The organism is Arachidicoccus terrestris (genome assembly GCF_020042345.1).
Taxonomy (GTDB): Bacteria; Bacteroidota; Bacteroidia; order Chitinophagales; family Chitinophagaceae; genus Arachidicoccus; species Arachidicoccus terrestris.
Genome location: NZ_CP083387.1, coordinates 3,392,740 through 3,415,311 on the forward strand (window position 1 = coordinate 3,392,740; position 22,572 = coordinate 3,415,311).

At 43.4% G+C, this 22,572-nt stretch carries 20 protein-coding genes; 9 read left to right on the forward strand and 11 right to left on the reverse strand.

Annotated elements, in window-relative coordinates:
• The first annotated feature begins 39 nt into the window (after window positions 1-39).
• From K9M52_RS13170 to nhaA, 4 genes are all read left to right on the forward strand, one after another.
• Window positions 40-966, forward strand: a complete 927-nt coding sequence (locus tag K9M52_RS13170; protein WP_224068893.1) for an N-acetylmuramoyl-L-alanine amidase family protein — start codon at window positions 40-42, stop codon at window positions 964-966.
• 226 nt (window positions 967-1,192) lie between these two features.
• Entirely contained in the window at window positions 1,193-2,206 is a 1,014-nt protein-coding gene (locus tag K9M52_RS13175) for an MlaD family protein (protein ID WP_224068894.1), read from the forward strand.
• Between the two features lie 2 nt (window positions 2,207-2,208).
• Entirely contained in the window at window positions 2,209-4,416 is a 2,208-nt protein-coding gene (locus tag K9M52_RS13180; protein WP_224068895.1) for an OstA-like protein, read from the forward strand.
• Between the two features lie 94 nt (window positions 4,417-4,510).
• Window positions 4,511-5,686, forward strand: coding sequence for a Na+/H+ antiporter NhaA (gene nhaA, locus K9M52_RS13185; RefSeq protein ID WP_224068896.1), 1,176 nt, complete (start codon window positions 4,511-4,513; stop codon window positions 5,684-5,686).
• A 15-nt stretch (window positions 5,687-5,701) separates the two neighbouring features.
• On the opposite strand, the gene K9M52_RS13190 is transcribed toward nhaA, so the two are convergent.
• From K9M52_RS13190 to K9M52_RS13205, 4 genes are all read right to left on the reverse strand, one after another.
• Complete coding sequence (locus tag K9M52_RS13190) at window positions 5,702-6,700, reverse strand: vWA domain-containing protein (RefSeq protein ID WP_224068897.1); 999 nt, start codon at window positions 6,698-6,700, stop codon at window positions 5,702-5,704.
• The gene (locus K9M52_RS13195) at window positions 6,690-7,688 is read right to left on the reverse strand and encodes a hypothetical protein (RefSeq protein WP_224068898.1); all 999 of its coding nucleotides are present in this window, start codon (window positions 7,686-7,688) and stop codon (window positions 6,690-6,692) included. The genes K9M52_RS13190 and K9M52_RS13195 overlap by 11 nt, the downstream gene beginning before the upstream one ends.
• Before the next feature lie 14 nt (window positions 7,689-7,702).
• A complete protein-coding gene (locus K9M52_RS13200; protein ID WP_224068899.1) occupies window positions 7,703-8,644 on the reverse strand; it encodes a DUF58 domain-containing protein in 942 nt (313 codons plus the stop codon).
• Window positions 8,645-8,714: 70 nt separating this feature from the next.
• On the reverse strand, window positions 8,715-9,716 hold the full coding sequence (locus K9M52_RS13205; RefSeq protein ID WP_224068900.1) for an AAA family ATPase: 1,002 nt from the start codon (window positions 9,714-9,716) through the stop codon (window positions 8,715-8,717).
• A gap of 187 nt (window positions 9,717-9,903) precedes the next feature.
• Between K9M52_RS13205 and ubiE the strand changes: the two genes are divergently transcribed.
• The gene (ubiE, locus tag K9M52_RS13210; protein WP_224068901.1) at window positions 9,904-10,647 is read left to right on the forward strand and encodes a bifunctional demethylmenaquinone methyltransferase/2-methoxy-6-polyprenyl-1,4-benzoquinol methylase UbiE; all 744 of its coding nucleotides are present in this window, start codon (window positions 9,904-9,906) and stop codon (window positions 10,645-10,647) included.
• 69 nt (window positions 10,648-10,716) lie between these two features.
• Window positions 10,717-11,061 (forward strand): DMT family protein, encoded by a 345-nt coding sequence (locus tag K9M52_RS13215; RefSeq protein WP_224068902.1) that lies wholly within the window; start codon window positions 10,717-10,719, stop codon window positions 11,059-11,061.
• A 76-nt stretch (window positions 11,062-11,137) separates the two neighbouring features.
• Here K9M52_RS13215 and K9M52_RS13220 read toward each other — a convergent pair whose 3' ends face one another.
• A complete protein-coding gene (locus tag K9M52_RS13220; protein ID WP_224068903.1) occupies window positions 11,138-11,644 on the reverse strand; it encodes a TlpA family protein disulfide reductase in 507 nt (168 codons plus the stop codon).
• A gap of 65 nt (window positions 11,645-11,709) precedes the next feature.
• Window positions 11,710-13,464, reverse strand: coding sequence for an ABC transporter ATP-binding protein (locus tag K9M52_RS13225; protein ID WP_224068904.1), 1,755 nt, complete (start codon window positions 13,462-13,464; stop codon window positions 11,710-11,712).
• Between the two features lie 879 nt (window positions 13,465-14,343).
• Here K9M52_RS13225 and K9M52_RS13230 point away from each other — a divergent pair.
• Window positions 14,344-15,111 (forward strand): SDR family NAD(P)-dependent oxidoreductase, encoded by a 768-nt coding sequence (locus K9M52_RS13230; protein WP_224068905.1) that lies wholly within the window; start codon window positions 14,344-14,346, stop codon window positions 15,109-15,111.
• A 108-nt stretch (window positions 15,112-15,219) separates the two neighbouring features.
• Here the strand turns inward: K9M52_RS13230 and K9M52_RS13235 are convergent, their stop codons facing one another.
• The 3 genes from K9M52_RS13235 to K9M52_RS13245 all read right to left on the reverse strand — a co-directional run bounded on the left by K9M52_RS13235 (window position 15,220) and on the right by K9M52_RS13245 (window position 17,884).
• A complete protein-coding gene (locus K9M52_RS13235) occupies window positions 15,220-15,954 on the reverse strand; it encodes a ThuA domain-containing protein (protein ID WP_224068906.1) in 735 nt (244 codons plus the stop codon).
• 35 nt (window positions 15,955-15,989) lie between these two features.
• Complete coding sequence (gene ypfJ / locus K9M52_RS13240) at window positions 15,990-16,862, reverse strand: KPN_02809 family neutral zinc metallopeptidase (RefSeq protein ID WP_224068907.1); 873 nt, start codon at window positions 16,860-16,862, stop codon at window positions 15,990-15,992.
• A gap of 221 nt (window positions 16,863-17,083) precedes the next feature.
• Window positions 17,084-17,884 carry a metallophosphoesterase gene (locus K9M52_RS13245; protein ID WP_224068908.1) on the reverse strand — a complete coding sequence of 267 codons (801 nt, stop codon included), beginning with the start codon at window positions 17,882-17,884 and terminating at the stop codon, window positions 17,084-17,086.
• 525 nt (window positions 17,885-18,409) lie between these two features.
• Between K9M52_RS13245 and pth the strand changes: the two genes are divergently transcribed.
• Together pth and K9M52_RS13255 are read left to right on the forward strand one after the other, a co-directional pair.
• Window positions 18,410-18,997, forward strand: a complete 588-nt coding sequence (pth, locus tag K9M52_RS13250) for an aminoacyl-tRNA hydrolase (protein WP_224068909.1) — start codon at window positions 18,410-18,412, stop codon at window positions 18,995-18,997.
• Between the two features lie 12 nt (window positions 18,998-19,009).
• Complete coding sequence (locus K9M52_RS13255) at window positions 19,010-21,277, forward strand: FUSC family membrane protein (RefSeq protein WP_224068910.1); 2,268 nt, start codon at window positions 19,010-19,012, stop codon at window positions 21,275-21,277.
• A gap of 49 nt (window positions 21,278-21,326) precedes the next feature.
• Here K9M52_RS13255 and gmk read toward each other — a convergent pair whose 3' ends face one another.
• Both gmk and K9M52_RS13265 read right to left on the reverse strand, forming a co-directional pair.
• Window positions 21,327-21,938, reverse strand: coding sequence for a guanylate kinase (gene gmk / locus K9M52_RS13260; RefSeq protein WP_224068911.1), 612 nt, complete (start codon window positions 21,936-21,938; stop codon window positions 21,327-21,329).
• 12 nt (window positions 21,939-21,950) lie between these two features.
• A complete protein-coding gene (locus K9M52_RS13265) occupies window positions 21,951-22,538 on the reverse strand; it encodes a nitroreductase family protein (RefSeq protein ID WP_224068912.1) in 588 nt (195 codons plus the stop codon).
• Between the last annotated feature and the right edge of the window lie 34 nt (window positions 22,539-22,572).

The window sequence follows — 22,572 nt, forward strand, 5'->3', positions numbered from 1 at the left end:
ATTGCAAATAAAACGTTACAGGCGCAAATATTTACGTAAATGAAAGGGAATTTTCGGAGAATTATAGGTGTTTTTTTCTTGTTGTTTTGTGGCCTGGGTTATGTTCAGGCGCAAAAATCAGCACTTCGGACTATTATAGTGGACCCGGGACATGGGCTGCCGGATCCCGGTGCCAGAGGGAAATACAGCAATGAGTCGGATATCACGCTTGCGGTCGCCAAGAAACTGGTAGATAAACTGCGGGATTCTCTTCCGGGTGTGAAGGTGCTGATGACGCGTACCGACCGGAATTTACCGGGCAGATTGGAAAATGCAGCCCAGGCGAATCGTTGGCGGGCCAAATTTGCCAACGAGAACCATGGGGATCTGTTTATTTGCATTCACGTCAATGATGCGCCATCGACAACACACAGAAAAGTCGTTGGGTATAGAACCAAAGTATATTATACCGGCAAAGGCAGTAAAAGACGCCGGCATACCCGCCGGGTGCCTCGCTACAGCTATTATAAGGTTGCCGGGACTGCACATGGTACAGAAACCTATGTGTGGGCGGTTCGTAAAAATGATTCTAAACAAGACTTTGTCCAGAACAGTCATCCCGAAGAGCTGTATGGAGAAAAAGGAGACAGCTCTGTTCCGATGTTCAGTTCGACCGAAGAAAAGATACTGGCTACGATCCGTACAAAAAAGTTTTTTTCAAGAAGTTTATTGCTGGCTAATTTAATCGAAGAACAATATGTCAAACAGGGTAGGTTCAGCAGAGGCGTCAAACAGCGTAACGAAGTGGGGATCTGGGTGCTGCACGCAACCGCCATGCCTAGCATTTTGACGGAGATCGGGTTTATGACCGATCGTAGTGAAGAGGATTATATGAACAGCCAGGGGGGACAACTACAGATTGCTTCCAATATTTTGCAGGCGGTCATTAAATACAAGCAGTTGCTGGATGCGGGGAATGTACACTGATGTGTCCAAGAAGCTAATTTGGTTGGTTTTTTGCACTAAAATGGCTGATTTTAATGTTGCGTGAGCCCGGAGGATATAAGAATAATTGGCTATTTTTAAACTTAACAACTTATGGTTCAAAGACTAATCTAATTATCTTTGTACGCCGGTGCCGGAATTGATTATTAGGCTAAAACGATAGAAAGCAAACTAGGGCACACCGGATAAAAATTATAAAAACCAGGGTATGAAAATATCTAATGAAACTAAAATAGGCGCACTAACCATTATAGCCATTGTATTGCTGTTTTTGGGATTTAATTTTTTAAAGGGTAAGAGTCTGTTCAAGTCCGGCTATTATTTATATGCGAAGTTTCCCGAGTCCAATGGACTGGTAGCGTCCAACGTTGTCACCATTAATGGATTTCAGGCGGGAACCGTCTCTAAGATCAGTGCCAGCAAAGACCTGAAAGAGATTGATGTAGAAGTGAAACTTAATCAGGAATATGAGATCCCCGATAATTCTACGGCCAATATTTCCAGCAATCCATTAGGTGCTTCCAGCCTGGAAATCACCTTGGGAGACTCTAAGACCCTGATGAAATCGAAAGATACTTTACTGACCGTTATGACTCCCGGACTGTTGGGACAGGTAGGGAACCAGATACGCCCCCTGGCAGAAACCGCTAAAAATACCCTGCAGCATATCGACACCGTCATGCAGAACATTAATCAGGTTATGGACTCCTCTTCCAAAGAACATCTGCAGGAGATGGTCGCAAACTTAAGCGTGGTAACCAAAAATCTGACTCAGACGACTGCACTGCTAAATAAGGCATTAGATTTGCAGACAGGAGCCTTTGCAGGATCTATTAAAAATATTAATAGCTTTACCCAGAACCTGGCTGATAATAATGCCAAGCTCGATTCCGTAATGAATAATCTTTCCGTGGCGACCGGTAAGTTGGCACAGGTAGACCTGGCCACCACTTTGGACAAGCTCAATAGTTCCATGGAGCAGCTATCTGGTATCATGAAAAAGGCGAATTCAACGGACGGCTCTCTGGGTGCCCTGCTAAATGACAGAGAATTATATAATAATTTTAACCGTACAGCAAAAAGTTTACAGACACTTTTGGACGATCTTCGGGTGCATCCTAAGCGGTATGTAAATATTTCTATTTTTGGCAAAAAGGATAAAGGGAATTATTTAGAAAAACCTTTACCGCAGGATAGTTTGCCTGCTGACTTCCGGAAGTAATAATGAAGATCTTAAAGAAGAAAAAAATACAATATTACCTGAGTGTTATTGCCTGTATTATACTGTCTGTCTATACAGGCAATACTTTGCGGGCACAAGTAAAGCGTGCGGGTACGGATTCTGCCGGCGGGGATCGTATTCAGATTATCCATGCTGACCGCACCGGGTTTAAAAAGTTCAACGATAGTACCATGATCCGTTTTGCCAGCGGCAATGTCGCGGTCAGGCAATCTAATACTTTGTTTTATTGTGACAGCGTAGCTGCTAATCCTGCTACACAGATTACCGAAGCTTTTGGTCATGTGCATGTTAATGACAACGACTCTATCCATATCTATTCGGATTTTATGCGTTATAAAGGTGCAGAGCGGACAGCCTTTCTGAAAAATAATGTAAAACTGACAGACGGAAATGGCACACTGACGACCTCTACACTTGATTATGACCTGAATACCAAGATTGCGGTTTACAATCAGCAGGGAAAACTGGTCAACGGCAAAACAGTGCTGACCAGTCGTTCGGGCACTTATTATGGTGATACCAAGGATGCGCAGTTTACCAAAGATGTAAAACTTGTGGATCCGGATTATACGATGACCACTGATACCCTGTTATATAATACAGTCACAAAAGTTGCCACCTTTACGGTCCCGACCCTAGTCCAACAGGGGCCTTATAAAAGTATTCAGACGACGGACGGGTATTATGATCTCTTACATAAGACCGCCTATCTGGGGAAGCGCCCTACACTCATAGATAGCAGCTCTGTCCTGATTGCGGACGAGATTGCAGCCGATGATAGCAGCGGCTTCGCGGAGGCCAGAGGAACCGTGGTATACAGGGACACGGCCCAGGGAATGGTTGTCCTTTGTAATGACTTGAAATCCAGTCGTGAGAATGCATCTTTTCTGGCGACTGTAAATCCGATCGCTATCATCAAGCAAGATGCAGATTCAATATTTATCGCCGCAGACACGCTTTATTCTGCACGTTTTGTCAATGATTCCCTGCAGATAAATACGGATAGTGCGCATAAGGTCGTAGATCACCATCCACTTGATTCCACAGGCGGTGATCATGAACGCTTTTTAACGGATCATGTGTCAGCAGCCTCAGATTCACTGCGGACAGACAGCACCAGTTTATCTTCAGCGAAGGAGTCAGCTACCAAAGACACTGTCAGCCCCCAGGGGTTCCATAAGGTGGGTAAGGTATTCGTCTGGGATACGGACAGTACAAAGCCTGCGGGTCAACCAAAGCAGGAAACTGATAGTACGACAGATGAGCATCAGGGTTTGTTTGATTTCTTTAAGCGGAAGAAAAAAGATGAACAGGTTAAACAGCCCGTTTTGCCTGCGGTGTCCGCTGACAGTACAAAGCCTGGCAGAGAGGCGCCCAAAAAGAAAGAGGAGAAGAAATCCATCTTTAATATCTTCAAGAAGAAGGACCGGGGGGTGAATTCGGGTAAACGCCAGCCGGCGATCATTGACAGTATTAAAGCGTCCAAACCTCAACCTATGGCAGATTCAAGCGGTAGCAGAAAACCCGGCTTAGATTTTTCAGTAGGGAAATCTGGCGGTAAAAGAGACTCGTTGCCTCCGGAGGATAAGAAAAACCGCTTTTTGGAAGCTTACTATAATGTGCGGATCTACAGTGATTCTTTGCAAGGGATAGGAGATAGTCTGTATTATTCGGGCAGAGATTCTCTGATTGAGCTTTTTAAGAACCCGACTATCTGGACGACCTCTAATCATCAGATCTCGCAAGTCAGCGGAGACACCATTTTGGTCCAGACTGCCAATAATAAACCCAAGTATATCCGGGTAGCGGAAAATGCGCTTATGATTAGTCAGGCCGATACATTGCACCAGGAAAAGACCAGTAAGTTCTTTAACCAGATGGCTGGGAGAAAGCTGGAAGCCTGGTTTACCGATGGTCAAATAGATAGCCTTTCTGCTCAGGGAAATGCGCACGGAATATTCTATAGCCTGGATGACGAGAACAAGTATATCGGGGTGACACAGCAAGATTCCAGGATACTTAACTTTTATTTTATCAATAAAGAACTGCAGCGTATTGTTGGAAAAAGTGATGTGGTGGGCAGGGTTTACCCGATGGGCGAAGTGGATCACGAAAAGATTCGCCTGAAAGGGTTTCAGTGGCTGGAAGACAAACGGCCTAAATCCAAGTACGATTTACTGGCGCATTGATTTTTATCGAATTATTCATATACGTATTTTTACCCGTAGACAGAGAAATTCCCGTGTCCATTATATCTGGTAGCTGTCTTTAAATGAGTGGTATATGTATCAGAAACTACGGTATACCGTAAAAGCATTTATTCATGATAGTCGCAGCGTAGGGATGCTGCTGCTGTTTTGTACCTTTATATCCCTGCTTCTTTGTAATTTGCCGATGGGAGCAGCTTACAGCCATTTCTGGCACCTGGAATTCAAAGGCTTGCATACACTACATTTACCTCATACACCAGTAGAACTAATCAATGATTTACTCATGTCGGTCTTCTTCTTTCTGGCGGGAATGGAGATTAAAAGAGAGCTGGTCAAGGGAGAATTATCTTCACTCAAAAAGGCGGCTTTGCCTTTTGTTGGAGCGGTCAGTGGCGTCGTTTTTCCTGCCATTATCTTCCTGCTATTTAACCGTGGGACGGGATTTGAACATGGTTGGGGTATCCCTACGGCGACAGATATTGCTTTTTCATTAGGTGTAGCTGCACTTCTGGGCAGCAAGGTGCCGTATTCTTTAAAAATATTTTTAACCGCACTGGCCATTATAGATGATCTATGCGCTATTTTAATTATTGCCTTATTCTATGGGGGACAGATAGCGGGCATATGGCTACTAGTCGCTACGGGCTGCTTGTTGTTGCTTTGGGCCATAAACAAGGTCCGCTCTGTTACGACAACCGTCAAGCATCTATTGCGGATCGCAGTAGCGCTGCTCCTTTGGTATGCCATTTTGCAGAGCGGTATACATCCAACGATCGCAGGTATACTGTTTGCCTTTATGATTCCGGTGGAATTATTGCCACTGTATGAAAAGAAAGTGCATATTCCTGTGAACTTTATCATTGTACCGGTTTTCGCGCTGGCCAATACTTGTATTTTGTTACCGGACAACCTGACTGCTGTATTTCAGTCCACGGTTTCCTGGGGCATTTTATTAGGTCTCTTTATTGGAAAGCCACTGGGCATTAGTCTGGTAGCATACATGGGCATCCGAGCTGGCTGGTTCAGACTTCCGGCTGGCGCCAACTGGAACCAGTTTATTGGTATTACGGTACTGGCAGGCATTGGCTTTACGATGTCCATATTTGTGACCTCCCTTGCCTATTCTGAGCTCGGGTTACAGACTGATGCTAAACTGGCTATTCTTCTGGCTTCGGTACTGGCTATGGTGACGGGTTATGGCTGGTTATATGCCGCGTCTGCCAAAAAAACAAGTTCGCTGTCAGACTAAATAAGAAGATTTATCTTACGGGAATTTTCGCAACACGCGCAGTCGCAGGAAGAGCTCCAATGCAAGCAGGAAAAGTCCTGTCAACACAAATGGAATATACTTTTCTTCATAACGGTTATAACTGGTTACCTTAATGTCAGATTTTTCCAGTTTGCCGATACTTTCATAAACTTTTTGCAGGGTTTTATTATCGCCTGCCTGAAAATACTGACCACCGGTCTGACGGGCAATATTTTTCAGCAGTTCCGGGTTAAACTCCAGCTTTCTGCCACCCGGGTCGCCAAAAGGGTCGTTGTCATTGACGACTTTATTACTGCCGATACCGACGGTATAGACCTTAATGCCGAACGTCTTGGCCATGGAAGTGGCAATATCCGGAGATATTTTCCCGCCAAAATCCATTCCATCCGTTAGTAAAATGATGATTTTGCTTTTAGCTTTGCTATACCTGAGGCGGTCGATGCTAGTGGCAAGGCCGGAACCGATGGCTGTGCCTTCCTCTTCCAGATAACCACTGTTGATCTGACTGATCTGTTGGAGCACCATATTATAATCTGTGGTCACAGGCGTTAGCGTGAAACTGATATTACTGAAGATTGTTACGCCGATGCGGTCTCCTTCTCTGGTTCTGACAAAGTTTTCCGCAACTTTTTTGGCCGCTTCCAGCCGGTTAGGAACAAAGTCCCTTTCTGTCATGGAGCCACTGATATCAAAACAAAGTACAATATCGATGCCCTGGCCGGTTGTCGTGGTTTCAGTAAAGCTATCCCTGGGTCTGGCCATGGCAATGATCAAAACGCCAAGTGCTAATATCCGCAGCCAGAAAGGAATAGGGACCAGCCTGGTTTTCCATGTTTTGGTTTTTTTGATCTCCCGGGTCGTGGACAATGCTAAAGTTGCCGATTTTTTGGCCTGGCGTCTATAGTGCCATATGACCAATACCGGTAACAATACTAATAACAGCAGGAACCAGGGGTAGGCAAAATCCGTATATTGCAACCAGTTAACGATCATTTTTCTTTTGTGTTTCCATTATTTGTTTTTCTACGCTCGTAAGCGTTTGCCGGGCAATCGTCACCGCTTCCTTTGTCTTTTCCACTTCAGGACTATGCTCAGCAAATTTCACATAATCGCTTAAGGAAGCAAATGATTCCATATCGGCGCGTTCTTTATGGCGTACCAGATAAGCCTGGAGGCTGGCTACGAGTTCTTTGGAGGTTGCCTGGAAAGCATGGCTGGATAAGCGTTCATCAAAATAGGCGCGGCAAATATCCAAAAGCCTTGTATAGAATTCTTTGACCTTACCGGCTTCCACCAGCTTTTCCTTTTCAAGGGCGTCGATCTGGCCCATTGCCCAGGCCAATGGAGGCCCCTTAACGACCGGCTTACCGGTCTTAGGCCGATCCTTCGTCCTTTTAATCCAGCGGATAATCAGAAAGGTCAAAAGCCCGAGTAAAATTACTGCTCCGGTTATGTATAACCAGGTGTAATCTCTATAATCTACATTCAGGATATCTTTAACGGGGTGAAAATCTTTTAAATTGCTGACATCCACTGGCATTACCCGCAAAGTGACAGGTGTTGTAGAGAGTGTATATTCCTGATTGTTGATATCCTTAACCACCGGTTCAATCACGGGAATTTGCCAGGAACCGGAATCGAAAGAGGTGATGGTCAGCTTTTGCATGAGCGTCGTCTGCCCGTCTACAGATATCGTATCTATCTTTCCACTGCGAACCACCTCTATATGGTTTGCAGTATCCTTTACCTTAAACCAGTTTTGCACGCTCTGCGCCTGGTCGGTGAGGTTCTCTACTTTAAGTTGCAGCGTGACTTGTTCGCCTATTAAAATTTGCTCCCGGTCCAGTGTGACCACTGCCTGTTGAGCGGTTACCCGCTGACCCATACAAAAACAGAAAATAATAAATAACAGGGTAGAGAGCATTCTGGTTAAAATAATGCCTGTACGATCTGCTTTATTTATTATTTTATTCAGGTGCATCGCGTTGCCGTTGATTATTTTCTTTTGATGAAAAACTGTTGGAGAATACCGACAAAATCCTGTCCGGTTTCTATTTGTAACAGATCTGCGCCCACTTTTTTAAACTGTCTCTGGGCCTGAGAGGTGATCTCATCAAACTGTTTAGTATATCGCAGCCTTGCGTATTTATCATTGCTGTCAAATAAAATATTCTCGCCGGTTTCAGGGTCACTGAGCTCGACCAGCCCGATCCTGGGCAGTTGCATATCCATACGATCATAGACCTGAATGCCTATAACATCATGCTTTTTGGCAGCGACACCTAAAGCCTGCTCGTAATGATCGGCCACAAAATCGCTCAGAATAAAGACAATGGATTTATGTTTCGCAGTACTGGTCAGAAACTTAAGGGCTCTTTCCAGGTCAGTCTTGCCAGATTCAGGAGTGAAACTCAATAATTCCCGTACGATTCTAAGTACATGTTGCCTGCCCTTTCTGGCCGGAACATATTTTTCTATCCGGTCACTGAATAGAATAGTACTTATTTTGTCATTATTGCTGACAGCAGAGAAGGCAATAGCCGCCGAGATTTCTGTGATCAGGTCTTTTTTGGATTGCTTATTGGTTCCAAACAGATTACTGGCACTGGTGTCGATCAGCAGATATACACTCAGTTCGCGTTCTTCCTCAAATAACTTGCTATAGGCATGCCCCATTCTGGCCGAGACATTCCATTCGATAAAACGCACGTCATCCCCCGGTTGGTATTCCCGGACTTCTTTAAAGGCCATCCCCCGGCCTTTAAAGGCAGAGTGGTATTCTCCGGAAAATAAATGATTTGTCAGCCTTTTGCTTTTGATCTCCAGCTCGCGCACACGACTGGAGACGGAGGCGTCATTATCATCCTCTGTCAACAGCGGTGTATTAATGTTGTTATGCTGCGATGACTTATATTTATTTTTCCTAAGTGAAAACACGACAATTATAATTAATCGGTGAAGACCAAAAATACGAAGGTAGGGTTCTCGATCCGCTCAGAGAGAAAGACTATGGAACCTGAACAGTTTTCAGAATATCTTCAATAATGTTTTCAGAGCTGGTATTTTCCGCTTCGGCCTCATAGGTGATTCCGATTCTGTGTCGCATAACATCCTTGCATATGGCTTTTATATCTTCAGGGATCACATAGCCGCGGCCTTGCATAAAAGCATGTGCTTTACCGGCGAGCGCCAGATTAATACTGGCTCTGGGCGATCCGCCATAACTGATAAAAGGTTTGAGTCTATCCAGGCCATATTGCTCAGGATAACGGGTCGCGAAAACAATGTCCAGAATATATTTTTCGATCTTTTCGTCCATATAGATCTTGCTTACCAGGTCCCTTGCTTCCTTGATTTCTTCTAAGGTAATAATGGGATGAATGCGGGCATTGGCAGACTGTCTGGATGCTTCCTGACGAATGATCTGCAATTCTTCCTGTTTGGTCGGGTAACCCACGACCACTTTTAGCATAAAACGGTCTACCTGTGCCTCAGGCAACATATAAGTGCCCTCCTGTTCCAGTGGATTTTGAGTAGCCAGCACTAAAAATGGCTCAGGAAGCGGGTAAGAGCCGTCACTGATGGTCACCTGTTTTTCCTGCATGGCTTCCAGCAGTGCACTCTGGACTTTAGCAGGGGCCCGGTTAATTTCGTCTGCCAGAATGAAATTAGCGAATACCGGTCCCTTGCGCACGACAAATTCAGCTTTTTGCTGATGATAGATCATTGTGCCGATCACGTCTGCCGGCAATAAATCGGGTGTAAACTGGATGCGGCTGAATTGTCCCTGAACAGCTGCGGCCAATGATTTAATAGTCAAGGTCTTGGCCAGACCGGGAACACCTTCCAAAAGCACATGTCCGTTAGACAGAAGGCCTATGAGTAACCGATCGATCATATAGGTCTGTCCAACGATCTTTTCAGATAGTTCTTTTTTGATTCTTTCTATAAAAGAGGATTTCTGCTCTACTTGTTCATTAACCTGTAAGATTTCTTCTTCTAAACTCATTTTGGAGAAAATTAGAGCGTGAATGTACGAAGTATAACGCTTTGATTGGTTAATTATATTCTAAAAAAAGCTATTATTTATTTCAGGTTTCACCTTGTGAGCTGACAGTGAAAAACAGGAGACTGAATGGGCGAAAATGAGATTTTAAGGCTGACGAAACTTCCTAAAAGCCATTATCTTTGCAGCTATGACAAAGTACGCACATGACGAGATTCTGCCTTTCGGCAGTAGCGGGAAGGAAAAAAAACAGCAGGTAGAGCATATGTTTGACGACATCGCACCAAAATATGATTTTCTAAACCGCTTTTTAAGTCTGGGAATTGATGTTCAGTGGCGAAAGAAGGCCATCAGGCGTTTATCGAAGCTTAAGCCCAGACAAATCCTGGATGTGGCAACTGGTACCGGTGACGTAGCGCTTATGACTTATGATATGTTGCAGCCAGAAAAAATCATTGGGGTGGATATATCTCAGGGCATGTTGCAGGTAGGTCTTGAAAAGATAATAAAAGCCGGTCTGTCAGACAAAATCGAACTAAAGCAGGCAGATAGCGCCGCTCTTCCTTTTGCGGATAATAGTTTTGATGCCATTACAGTGGCTTTCGGGGTGCGTAATTTTCAGGATCTGGAAAAAGGACTCTCGGAAATGCATCGGGTATTAAAACCAGGTGGTAAGCTCATCGTACTGGAATTCTCCCGTCCGCATAATCCGGTATTTAAGGGATTGTATAGTTTTTATATGAATGTAATAACACCTGCTATGGGAAACCTGTTTTCCAAAAATAAAGAAGCCTACAGTTATCTGAATAAATCAGCTAAAGCCTTTCCTGAAAGGAATGATTTTGTGAAGATCCTCAATGGGGTGCATTTTAAAAATACCCTATTTAAGGCACTTACTATGGGAATCTGCTGTATATATGAAGGCGTAAAATAGCGGCAGGCAATGCATGGTTGGAAATGTTTTTGCATCAAAAGCAGGAATTCAACTTTTCAATTTTAATCCATGAAAACGACTTGGATCATCTTACTACTGGTTTGTTCCAATATTTTTATGACGACAGCCTGGTACTGGCACCTGAAACCCGGTGTTGGCAATTTACCGGTCTGGAAAATTGTGCTGATAAGTTGGGGAATCGCTTTTTTTGAATATTGTCTGACGGTGCCGGCTAACCATTTTGGAAGAGCGTGGGGAATCGGGGCTTTTCAGCTGAAAATTATTCAGGAAGTTGTAACGCTTGTCGTCTTTACTTTCTTTGCTATCTTTTACCTGAAAGAGCCTTTTCACTGGAAATACCTGGTTAGTTTTTTGTGTATACTGGCTGCCGTTTATTTTGCCTTTAAAAAATGAATCTTAATCTCTGTTATACAAGTATGCCCGTGCAATATTGCAAGGGCATACCTGTATCTCCTATTCGTTGATACTTTTACTCCAGCAACTGAATTAATTCCCTTGGACTGACACCTGCAGGGAAGGTCTTGACCAACTGCCTTTTCTTATTATAAGCGGCCATATACGGGGTCATTTCCAGGTGGTAGAAACTGGGGATGGAATAATTGACATCTTTCACAAAATGCACATTGGGCAAATCGTTGAGATGATATTTTTCTGCAAATTCATTGATTTCTTCAAAGGAGGCCGCATAGGTGGCCCAGATAAATTCGATCTTTTTTAATTTATTCATGGAATTTGCCAGTTGAGTTGCTTCATGCTGACAATGTTCACAATCGGGATTAAAAAAAGTGATCACTATAGCTGTTTTCTTGGGTATCTGAGCCAGGCTCAGCCAGCTGCTATCCTGTCTGAGTAATAGAAAGTTGGGGAGGGTAGAGTCTTTCCTATAGGGAGGAAGGCTGTCGTAGCTGTCCTGTGCTTTCAGAGTAGTTACTAAAAATATAGCCAGTAAGGCGGATAATATACCTTTGTAGTTCATGTGATCTTAATTTTAAGAAAATATAGATTCTACAGTAAAATTAAGGTTTAATTATTGGATGACTGTTAGAAAAATGCTGTATTTCTTTCGCCTACTTGCTGACGCCACATGGCATAATACAGGCCTTTTTGTTCCAGAAGTGTGTCGTGATTGCCTATTTCGGCGAACTTACCTTTTTCCAGTACATATATGACATCTGCATGCATAATCGTAGAGAGTCTATGTGCGATCAGTATTGTAATTTGCTGCTTGTCGGCAGAGATCGACCGGATCGTTTCCGTAATGCTTTGCTCGGTTATGGAATCCAGTGCAGAAGTTGCTTCGTCAAATATAAGCAGTCGTGGCTTTCTTAAAAGTGCCCTTGCGATTGAGAGTCTCTGTTTTTCTCCTCCAGAGAGTTTCATGCCGTTTTCTCCGAGAATGGACTGCAGTCCCTGCGGAGATTTTTGCAGCAGATGCGTGGCGGACGCCTTGTGCATCGCGTCCAGCATTTCTGATTCGGTGGCATCGGATTGCACAAACTGTAGGTTTGCCTGAATGCTGCCGGCAAATAGCTGGGTATCCTGCGTGACAAAGCCAATCTGCCGTCGCAATTGGTTGTAGCGGATCTTTTGGGAATCAATTTCATTAAACAAAATGGAACCCGATAAAGGTCTGTAGAGTCCCACTAATAGTTTGACCAAAGTCGATTTGCCCGATCCTGAAGGACCGACAAACGCAATGGTTTGCCCGATTTGGACTTCAAATGAAAGGTGATCGATACTGTTATAATCGGCTGTTTTATGCCGGAATACGACATCGTCGAACCGCAGGCTGTCCAGCCTGCCAAGGTCTTCTGGTGTAGGGGGACGTGTTTCAACAGGCTTTATCATCAGCCGGTCAAAACTGCGGATAGAAGCATCTACTTCCCTGTATTGTAAGATGATATTTCCCAGATCCTGTAAAGGGCCGAAGATCGTGGTGGAGATAAACTGCATGGCAATTAATTCACCGGTGGTCAATACTTTTCTGAAGATGAGCCACAGCAGAATAAATAAAATGGATTGCTTCAATACATTTAGTGTAGTCCCCTGCAGAAAAGATAAAGTGCGTACTTTTTTAACCTTTTCCATTTCGAGGTCAAAAATGGAAGAGGTTAATCCACGCAGGCGTCGGATTTCCGGAAAGGTGAGCCCAAGGGAGCGTACCAGTTCTATATTCCTCAGGCTCTCTGTAATAATGCCAGACATGGCATAGGTCTCTTTATTGATAGAACGCTGAATGGTTTTAATTTTCTTAGAAAGCAGTCCGGTCAATGACCCTAATAAAACAATACCAATTAAAAACACAGGTATGAGCATCCAGTTTTTTGTAATAGAATACCAGATCAGGAAGCCGATCCCGACAACAGAAGAAAAAAGGATATTGATAAAGGACGTAACAAAGCGTTCTGTGTCGGTTTTAACCTTTTGTAAAATGGACAGTGTTTCTCCGCTTCGGTTTTCCTCAAATTCTTGAAAGTTTAACCTCAGTGTCTGTTTAAGTCCATCGTTGAATATCTTCTCTCCGAATCTGGCGGTCGCCAGGCGAATGACATAATCCTGAAAAGCCTTGGCCAGCCGCGATAACAAGGCGACAGCGATGGCAACGGCCAGCCAGAAGAGGACTCCGCTTATCAATTCTTTTTCTGTGCTGACGACCGGATGCGTCGCATAATCGTCAATGATTTTTCCGAAGATTACCGGGTCGATCAGACTGAGCAGCTGCGCCGCAGTGGCTAGCAGTAGGGCCAGTATGATCAGTTTCTTATGAGGTTTGAGGTACTTCCAGAGCGTTTCCATCACCTAATGTAAGGAATCTTTTTATTGGACAGACATTTGTGGCTTTTTTTTCAGACCGGCCGTCAAATGAGATGGGGGAAATATCTGAGGCTTTGGCGAGAGTGCCTATAGGCAGATCATGAAGGCAGTATATGTAATTGGCTGTATATTTCGCGTTTTGTTTAGATATGAGGTGGCAGAATAGAGGGCACAATCAAATGTGCGATTCCCGTAAGAAGAGGAGCGTCATATCAGCTGTATTTATCCTATATGCCGTTCATTTTTTCGTCTCCTATAGAAGCGCGCTTATAATAAAGAAGTTGCTATGCAGGGAATAGTATATTTCATTATATATTGAATAAATAATTATACATTTTCGATTCACTTTGCATTCTGGTCCCAAGAATATACGCTGATTTCGTACTTTTGCCATTTTTGTTTTCATGTCATTTTCCATTTCTTTTTATTAAGATTAGCCATGCCCATTCTATCAAATAGTGACTTAGATCTTTCCTATTTAAATACAACCGGTATTTCGTCCATTGTCCTTTATGGGATCCAAGAAAACACCAGTTTTTAAACCCAGATGGAAAACCGGTTCTATTGAAAATGGAATAACGAGACCAGCCATACATAACGAATAGTCTGCCGACGGTGATGTATATTGCTTCTAATTTACTACTCACACAACTATATGAATAACGTATTTACCTAATAAATTTTTCTGCGCGTTGTGCGGTAGGATTGGTATCAGCAAGTTTGAGTGCAAATGAATAGAAAATAGATTGTTGACCATCCATCTTAGAAAATAAGCCTAATGAACACTGAAGTTCCGGTCCTATTTAGAGATTTGTTTTACCTTTCCATTTCAATTATAAATATCTGTTTAAACTAAATAAAATGGCAAATAAAAGAATAATTCTTGTAACGGGGGCCAGCTCCGGTTTTGGTAGAGCAATTGCCTTGCGGTTTGCGGCAGGAGGGTGGGATATCATTATTACAGGAAGAAGAGCGGAAAGGCTGTCGGAGCTCAAGGGGCAAATTGAGGCTGATTATGGAGTAGACGTACTGCCCCTGTGTTTTGATGTTCAAGACAGGAAAGCGGTTAATGAACAGTTAGCCAATCTACCTGCCGAATGGCAGGAGATTGATGTTTTGGTAAATAATGCTGGTCTTGCACTTGGCAGAGCTAACTTCGATGAGGCCGATATAGATGATTGGGAAACCATGATCGATACCAATATTAAGGGGCTGCTTTATGTTTCAAGGGGCGTTTTGCCCTATTTTGAGAAAAAGGGGAAAGGACACATCGTCAATATTGGCTCTACAGCCGCTAAAGATGTATACCCGATGGGCAATGTGTATTGTGCTACCAAAAGCGCGGTGGAGGCAATTTCCAAGGCTCAGCGAATAGACCTGCTTTCTAAAAAAATAAAGGTAACGGCAATTCATCCAGGTGCTGCGGAAACAGAATTTTCTTTGGTACGTCTTAAAGGTAACCAGGCAGAAAGTGACAAAGTATATGCAGGTTACCATGCCTTAGAAGCCAGAGATATTGCAGATATTACTTATTACGTCGCCAATCAGCCAGCGCATGTTTGTATTAATGACCTTGTTGTTACTTGTACGGCCCAAGCCAATGGTTTATTCACCTATAAAGAAGGGTAGAAGGAGTTTTGCGGGGAACAAAATAATATAAATAAAAGCCGACAAGCCTACGAATAGGTTTGCCGGCTTTTATTTATTATCACTGCCTTTAGAAATCTGGTCACCGGATTAATTCTTTGAAGTAGCCCAGTCCAGCGCCTTGTAGATTATTTTCTGAAAGCTTTTGGAAGAAAAAGTTTCGGGAAAATGGCCCCATTCAATATAAAAAGCCCGCCCGCCATCAAAGTTATGATACCAGCTGATCGGGTGAAATTTACCCATGTTGCCACCTTTATAGCTGGATTCATCTACGCTGATCAGGTAATGTAGACCGTCTTGTACAGACTTAAAATTATAGATCTCTTCTTTCTGTATCAGGGAGTCCGGCAGATGCTGGGTCGCAATGAACTTTTTGTCCAATACTTTGAAGGTCGCTTCCTGCGGGTGAGGATGGCTGTCGAAATAGGCTCCGGAGAGTTTGTTATACCAAGGCCAGTCATACTCCGTATCAGTGGCTGCATGGATGCCGATATATCCGCCTCCTTTTTGAATAAAATGCTGAAAAGCGGCCTGCTGCGCATTATTGAGTACATCGCCGGTGGTATTGAGAAATACAACCGCTTTATAAGGTTTAAGCCCCTGTTTGGTAAATACTGTCGCGTCTTCCGTTGTGTCTGCCTGGTAGCCGGCAGCAACACTTTTTTCCAGAAACATCGTTTTGCCGGCAGCAATAGAGGCATGCCTGTAACCGGCTGTTTTGGAAAAGACCAATATTTTTTTGGGTTGCTGGGCGAACAGATACGCCGGCACCAGCCATAAAGCCAGCACGGTAAACAAAAGATACTTTGTTTTTAGTCGAAACATTCTTTTTTAATTTTGATGAGTGATGGAGTAACTGATTAATTCAGGCTGGGATCATTAAAGGTATCGCCTTGGCTGAAATCACCGGACGTGTAGCCTTTTTTAAACCAGTAAATACGTTGTGCGGAAGTACCGTGAGTGAAAGAGTCTGGGTTGGTGGTGCCGGTCGCTTCCCTTTGCAGGCGGTCGTCGCCTACTGCACCGGCAGCGCCCAGTGCTGATTCGATGTCACCTTGCTCCAATTGAATGATCTGTTCCTGTTCTGCATAATGTGCCCAGAGGCCGGCATAGAAATCTGCCTGCAGTTCCAGTTTGACAGACAGCTTATTATAAGCGGCCTCGCTAAGCCTCCCTCTGGCGGCATCCACCTGATCGGTCATACCAAGGAGATTCTGGATATGATGCCCCATTTCGTGGGCGATGACATAAGCTTTGGCCAGCTGGCCCGGTGCATTAAATCGCTGGGATAGTTCCTGGAAAAAACCAAGGTCAATATATACCATTCTGTCGCCCGGACAATAAAAAGGGCCGGAGGCCGAACTGGCACCCCCACAGGCAGTCTGCACACTGCCTTCAAACATGACCAGTCTGGGTCTGGAATAAGATTTACCAAACTTGTCGCGTAAAATGCCGTTCCAGACAGTATTACAGCTGTTATATACTCTGACCGTCAGTGTTGAGTCATTATTGGCCCCAACATTCGTGACGGTTCCAGTGGTCTGCGTCTGCGTTTGGTCCGGTATCGCATTATTGACAAAACCCAACATCTCCATGGGATTCTTGCCAAGAATCAGGGAAATAACGACGACGACGATAGCGCCCAGGCCACCGATCTTGCCGACACGACGGGCGCCACCTCCTTTCCTTACCTCTACGCCATCTGTACTGTCATCAGGATTTAACCATTTCATTTGTTTGTGTTTTAGGTGTGTGGAACATTCGTTATCTGTTCAGTCCCATTAAAATTAACTGTTAATAAAAACTTATCGTAAATATACAGTAAGATTCTAAGTCAACCACTACTTGCTCAAAAAATCTAAGTGATAATTATACCAGCTGTGCTTTTAATACACAAAGGGCATGGCCTTCTGCGCATGTCCCTCTTTACTTATGGCAGGTATTTAGCCCGTATTTACCGATAGCCATGTTGGTATAGTGTCGGTAAGAGATCTGACTGCCAGAAGGGGTTTGTTTCAACAGGAGCAGATGCTGCACTGACAGTCGAAGGCAGTTCCATAATCGTTAAACGGCCTTCATGGCCCGCACCAGTATCCAGATTTATGATATTCAATGCTTTCATAGGTTGATCTCTGTTCCAGTGGGTTGTCGCAGTATGCCCGATATAGATTTCCCGGAAACGGGTATCACTATAAAAACCTTCTGGTATCACCCCGTTTTCATAATAACTATCCTTTTGCAATGCGGCCTCAAAAAGATCCCTGTCCCGGTAAAAAGTTGCTGCTTTTTGCAGGCTGAAGGGTATATGGCGGTCAAAACCACCATGTACAAAACACCGGTTTTCCGAATCTATATAATATAACCTTTGCTGGTTGAAAAACTTTTGATGCTGCTGGGGTATATCTGAGGCCGAAAGTGCCGATTGAAAGCCTGACCCGGACGTATATATTTTACGCGCTTTACCCGCGTGATGCAGGTAGGAGATTAATGTGCCTCGGCCTCCGGTTCGCCACTGGACAGGGTGGTAGCCGGTTTCAAAGAAGGTCTGGAACCAGTCATCATGATTACCTTTAATAAGCACGCTGTTTTTGATGCTTAAGAGGGTCTCGATACACTCAAAAACATCAGGATAGCCATCGACAATATCTCCCAATTGAATTAAGTGATCTTGCTCTACATCGAAGCTTGCCCGCTCCAGACATTGCTTAAGGGCTTTATAGGCGCCATGAATATCGCCCATAACAAAAGTGCGCATGGTAATTTTATTGCAAATTCCTGATTGATTTTCAGTGTTAAAGATCGTTTTTTCCGGATGAATAACAAGGAATTCTGCAGCCTTATGAGGGCTGGTTCCTATTTACAATATATTACAACATATTTATTATGAATGTTGTACGTAAGGACTTGCGACTTATTTTTACCAAGTTTGTTGTTAAAATTTGTTTTGCCCATTCGTAGAATTTGCTTTACCTTTAGCCTACAAGCGCATTAGATGCGCCCTATCACAAACCTGATATGTGGTTTGGACAAATCAACGACCAGGCGGGTAATTTCAAGATACCCGCCTGGATTTTTTAAGATATTGCTTTGCTGCCAGACTGTCTCCTCTCTCTTTATCCATGCCCTTTGCTATTTAATGAACTTAATGCCGGAAAAGAGGCCTTGATGCTTAAAAACGTTTAGTTGTTACAGAACTTGTCCACATAACCGATTAATATGCATTAATTTTGCATATTATTGTTATTGATAAGTAATTGTGATTACCTGAAGGAGAGTTAATATGTCTAAATTTTTAATCGTTGGGCTGGGGAATCCGGGAAGTGAATATGCCGGCAGCCGCCATAATGCAGGCTTCGATGTGGTAGATGCCTTTGTGTCAAAACATGAAGGTAGTTTCCGGTCAGACCGCCTGGCCGATGTGGCAGAAGTAAGATGGAAAGGCAAGATTTTTATATGCATCAAGCCCACCACCTTTATGAATTTAAGCGGTAAAGCCTTTCGGTATTGGATGGATAAAGAAAAGGTACCCTTGGAACGGACCCTTACAGTAGTTGATGATTTGGCCCTGCCCATTGATAAGGTCAGGATTCGGGCGGGCGGTAGCGATGCAGGCCATAATGGTTTAAGGGACATTCAGCAGATCCTTGGTACTACGGAATATCCAAAACTGCGTTTTGGGATTGGTAATCAGTTTCCTAAGGGGATGCAGGTCGATTTTGTTCTGGGAAAGTGGTTTCCAGAGGAAAGAGAGACTATTCGGGCCAAAGTAGATAAGTGCGTTGAAATGATCGAGCAGTTTGCTGTAGCAGGGATATCCCGGGTCATGAATGATTATAATAAGCAAAGTTTTAGCGTCGTTAAAAAATAATTAGCAAATACATTGAACAATATAACAGCTTTTCGCAAGTTTGTTTCTGGGCATCATTTATATGCCGGGTTATTAATTACCCTGGCGGTATTGGTTCCCTCTATTGTCTTCTTCCAGAACGGGTTGCTGATCAAATATATTCTGGTTCCTCTTGGCGTGATTAACGTCGGGTTTGCAGATGCACCAGGTTCTTTTAAACATCGGCTGAACGCCAATATTATCGCTATTGTCGCTTATTTTGTAGTATCTGTTATTGCCGGTTTTTCCAGAGATATTTTATGGTTGTCCGTAATAGAACTGTTGATTTTTGCGGTCACGCTTTCGCTTTGCGGTATTTATGGAACCAGAATGTCCAGTATCGGCACTTGCGCACTCATGTGTTTTATCTTTTTCTCAGATAAAAATTTTGTGGAAGGAGATATTCTGCTGAATGCCTGGTACATGACAGCTGGGGGCATTCTGTATTTTTTTATATTTATTATATCATATAGACTCAGGCCATATAAGTTAATTCAGCAGATGCTGGGTGAACATCTGATAGAACTTGCTGAACTCCTTAATCTGCGCAGTCGATACTATGCGCCCAAAGTTGATTATCCTCAGATACTGGATCAAATGCTTAAAAAACAGGTTGTCTTGAAAGAACAGCAGGAAAACCTAAGGGAAGTGCTATTTAAAACCCGTCAGATTGTTCAGGAATCTACTGTCAAAAGCCGTTCATTGCTGGTTATTTTTATAGACAGTATTGACTTGTATGAACGGATACTTTTGTCACAACAGGATTATGTTCAGTTGCACAAAGCTTTTGACGGAAAACATATCCTCCAGGTATATGGACGCTATATTGGTATCCTGGCTTTTGAACTGGAACAGATAGGCCTGGCACTTCAACAGGGAAAACAATATCATAGTAAAAGAGAACTGAATAATGCGTTCGAAAAATGTCGTGGCGCGTTTTATCAGTTGCGGGAGCGGCATATGGATTCGACGAATATGGAGGATTTTATTATGCTCCGGCAGATTCTCTATAGCCTGCAGGATCTGACAGACCGCATAAAAAAATTGAACCTGTTCACCAAGAATAAAAAGGATATCTCTGCAGAAATGCATGGAGACCAAAGTGACAGGGAGAATAAAGAAAAGCGTCATATCCGGGACTTTGATCCTTTTATTCCCAAACAACAGTATGATTACCGGCTATTCGTCGAAAATATTTCTTTTAAATCCGGTCAGTTCCGTCATGCAATCCGGGTTGCTATTGCGTTACTGATAGGGCTGATTGTTTCAAGGATATTCAACCTGGGGCATCATAGCTATTGGGTACTAATGACGATCATTATAATCCTTAAGCCTTCCTATAGCCTGGGTAGACAAAAGAATATTGATAGAATAGGTGGGACGATTGTAGGTGGTGTAATCAGCTTTCTGACCATCTATTTTATAAATGATGCGAACGCTATTTTTGTAATAATGTGCTTCGCAATTCTGCTTTCCTGTTCTATGTTGCGCATCAACTATTTTATCTATGCCATTGGCATAACGATGATGGTGATTTTATCTTACGATTTTATCAGCGCTAAAGTGATGTCTGAAGTCCTGTTGCAAAGAATATTAAACAGTGGCATTGGTTGTGCGATCGGATATGTTTCCTCTTTATTTGTATTGCCGAATTGGGAGCATGAACAGAAAAATCAGTATGCGGCAGAAATGTTGGAGGCCAATAAAGTCTATTTCCTTTCTGTTGCCGGTTATTTTATCGGTAAGCCCTTGGATGTAGACTACTTTAAACTATGCAGAAAGAATGCTTTTATCGCACTGGCGAATTTGTCGGATAACTTTCAGCGGATGTTATCTGATCCTAAACGTCAGCAGGTAAAACTGGAGGAATTTCATCAGTTTGTGGTGACCAGTAATATGCTTTGTTCTTATATCGCGTCGCTTTCATACTATGCACAGGGGCAGGACCAAAGGTATATTTCTGATGAATTCCTGATTGTGTGTAGCCAGATCCAGCAGAATTTTGAAACCGTACAAAGAACGCTTGATACAGCCGATAGTGAGGGAGCGGGCGCTGTCCTTCGTCAGTTGCCGGTTAATCAAAAATTAATGGATTTGCTGGAGCAGCGTAAAAAGGAGCTACAGGTAAGTATTGACGGGCCGCATGATACCTCCATCAGAAAATTCCTGACAGATTATAAGACCATTAATAGCTTATTTAACCTGATCAACGGCGTGATCTCCGATCAGAAAAAAATCGTTGCCGAGCTAACCAGGAACTAGTTGGATTAAATTGGCAGAGGTCTTTTTTTTCTGAACGTCTTTTGATGGTTTACCCGATAAAGTCCAAAATCAATTGCTCCGCTTTTTTGCAGGCATCGTCCAGCTGATCATTGGTAACGGTTTGATCAAAATGAGGCTGAAAGGAGAGCTCATATCTGGCCTTACTTAGCCGGGTCTGTATAGCTTCCGTGGTTTCAGTACCCCTACCTATTAGCCTTTGTTCTAGGGCCTCAACAGAAGGCGGTTCAATGAAAATGGAGAGGCATTCTGCACCAAACTGTTTCCTTACATGAATGGCTCCTTTTACATCGATATCCATGATCGGCAATTTGCCACTGTTCCAGATCCGGTTAAGCTCTGACTTTAAGGTGCCGTAGTATTTACCTTCATAGACCATTTCCCATTCCAGAAAAGCTTCCTTTTGGATGTTTTCCTTAAATGTTTCCACAGAAACAAAATAATAATCAATTCCGTCTTTTTCCTGGCCCCGTGGCGCACGGGTTGTAGCAGATACAGAAAAAGCAAGTTTATCCGCGTGATTTGAAAGCAAGTAGCGGGCAATGGAACTTTTACCCGCTCCCGAGGGAGCCGTTAAAATGATCATTTTACCATGACTCTTTGAGATTTTCTCAGCGGATATGTCTGCAGGTATGTTATTCATGTCTCTGTTTTTCTATCGGTGGTACCACATGACTTTTTCTTCCATAGAAGTCAATCTTCTGCCTTCCGGCTTTTCCTGGTCTGTATATCCCAGGTAAATAAGGCCGATCATCTGGTCTTCTTCTTTTAATTGAAAATACTGCTTCATGGCGGGCTTTAGCGTTTGGCCTCCGGTACTCCAGAAACTGGCAATACCCATGGCTTCCGCTGCCAGCAGCATATTTTGTACAGCCGCAGCTGTAGCACAGATTTCTTCCAGTTCTGTAATATTGTTTTTAGGACCTCTTTTAGAAAAGACCGCTATGATGTGAGAGGCGCTGTTGCCCTGGTTTTTCAATTTATCATAAGACGCCTGCATAAACCGGTCAGGTTCTGTATTGACCTTATATAAATCTGCATGGTCCTGACAAAACCGCCCGATACCCTCGCGATCAAAAATGATAAAGCGCCAGGGTTCAGTCAATCCATGGGTAGGAGCCCAGTTTGCTGCCTGGATTAATTTGTTTATAGAAGACGGATCAATGACCTTGCCATTGTAGCCTTGCGGTTTAACAGATCTTCTATTCTGAATTACTTTTTCTATTGTATTAATATCTGACATAGTCTTTTGAGTGGTTACCTATATAATACAGTTC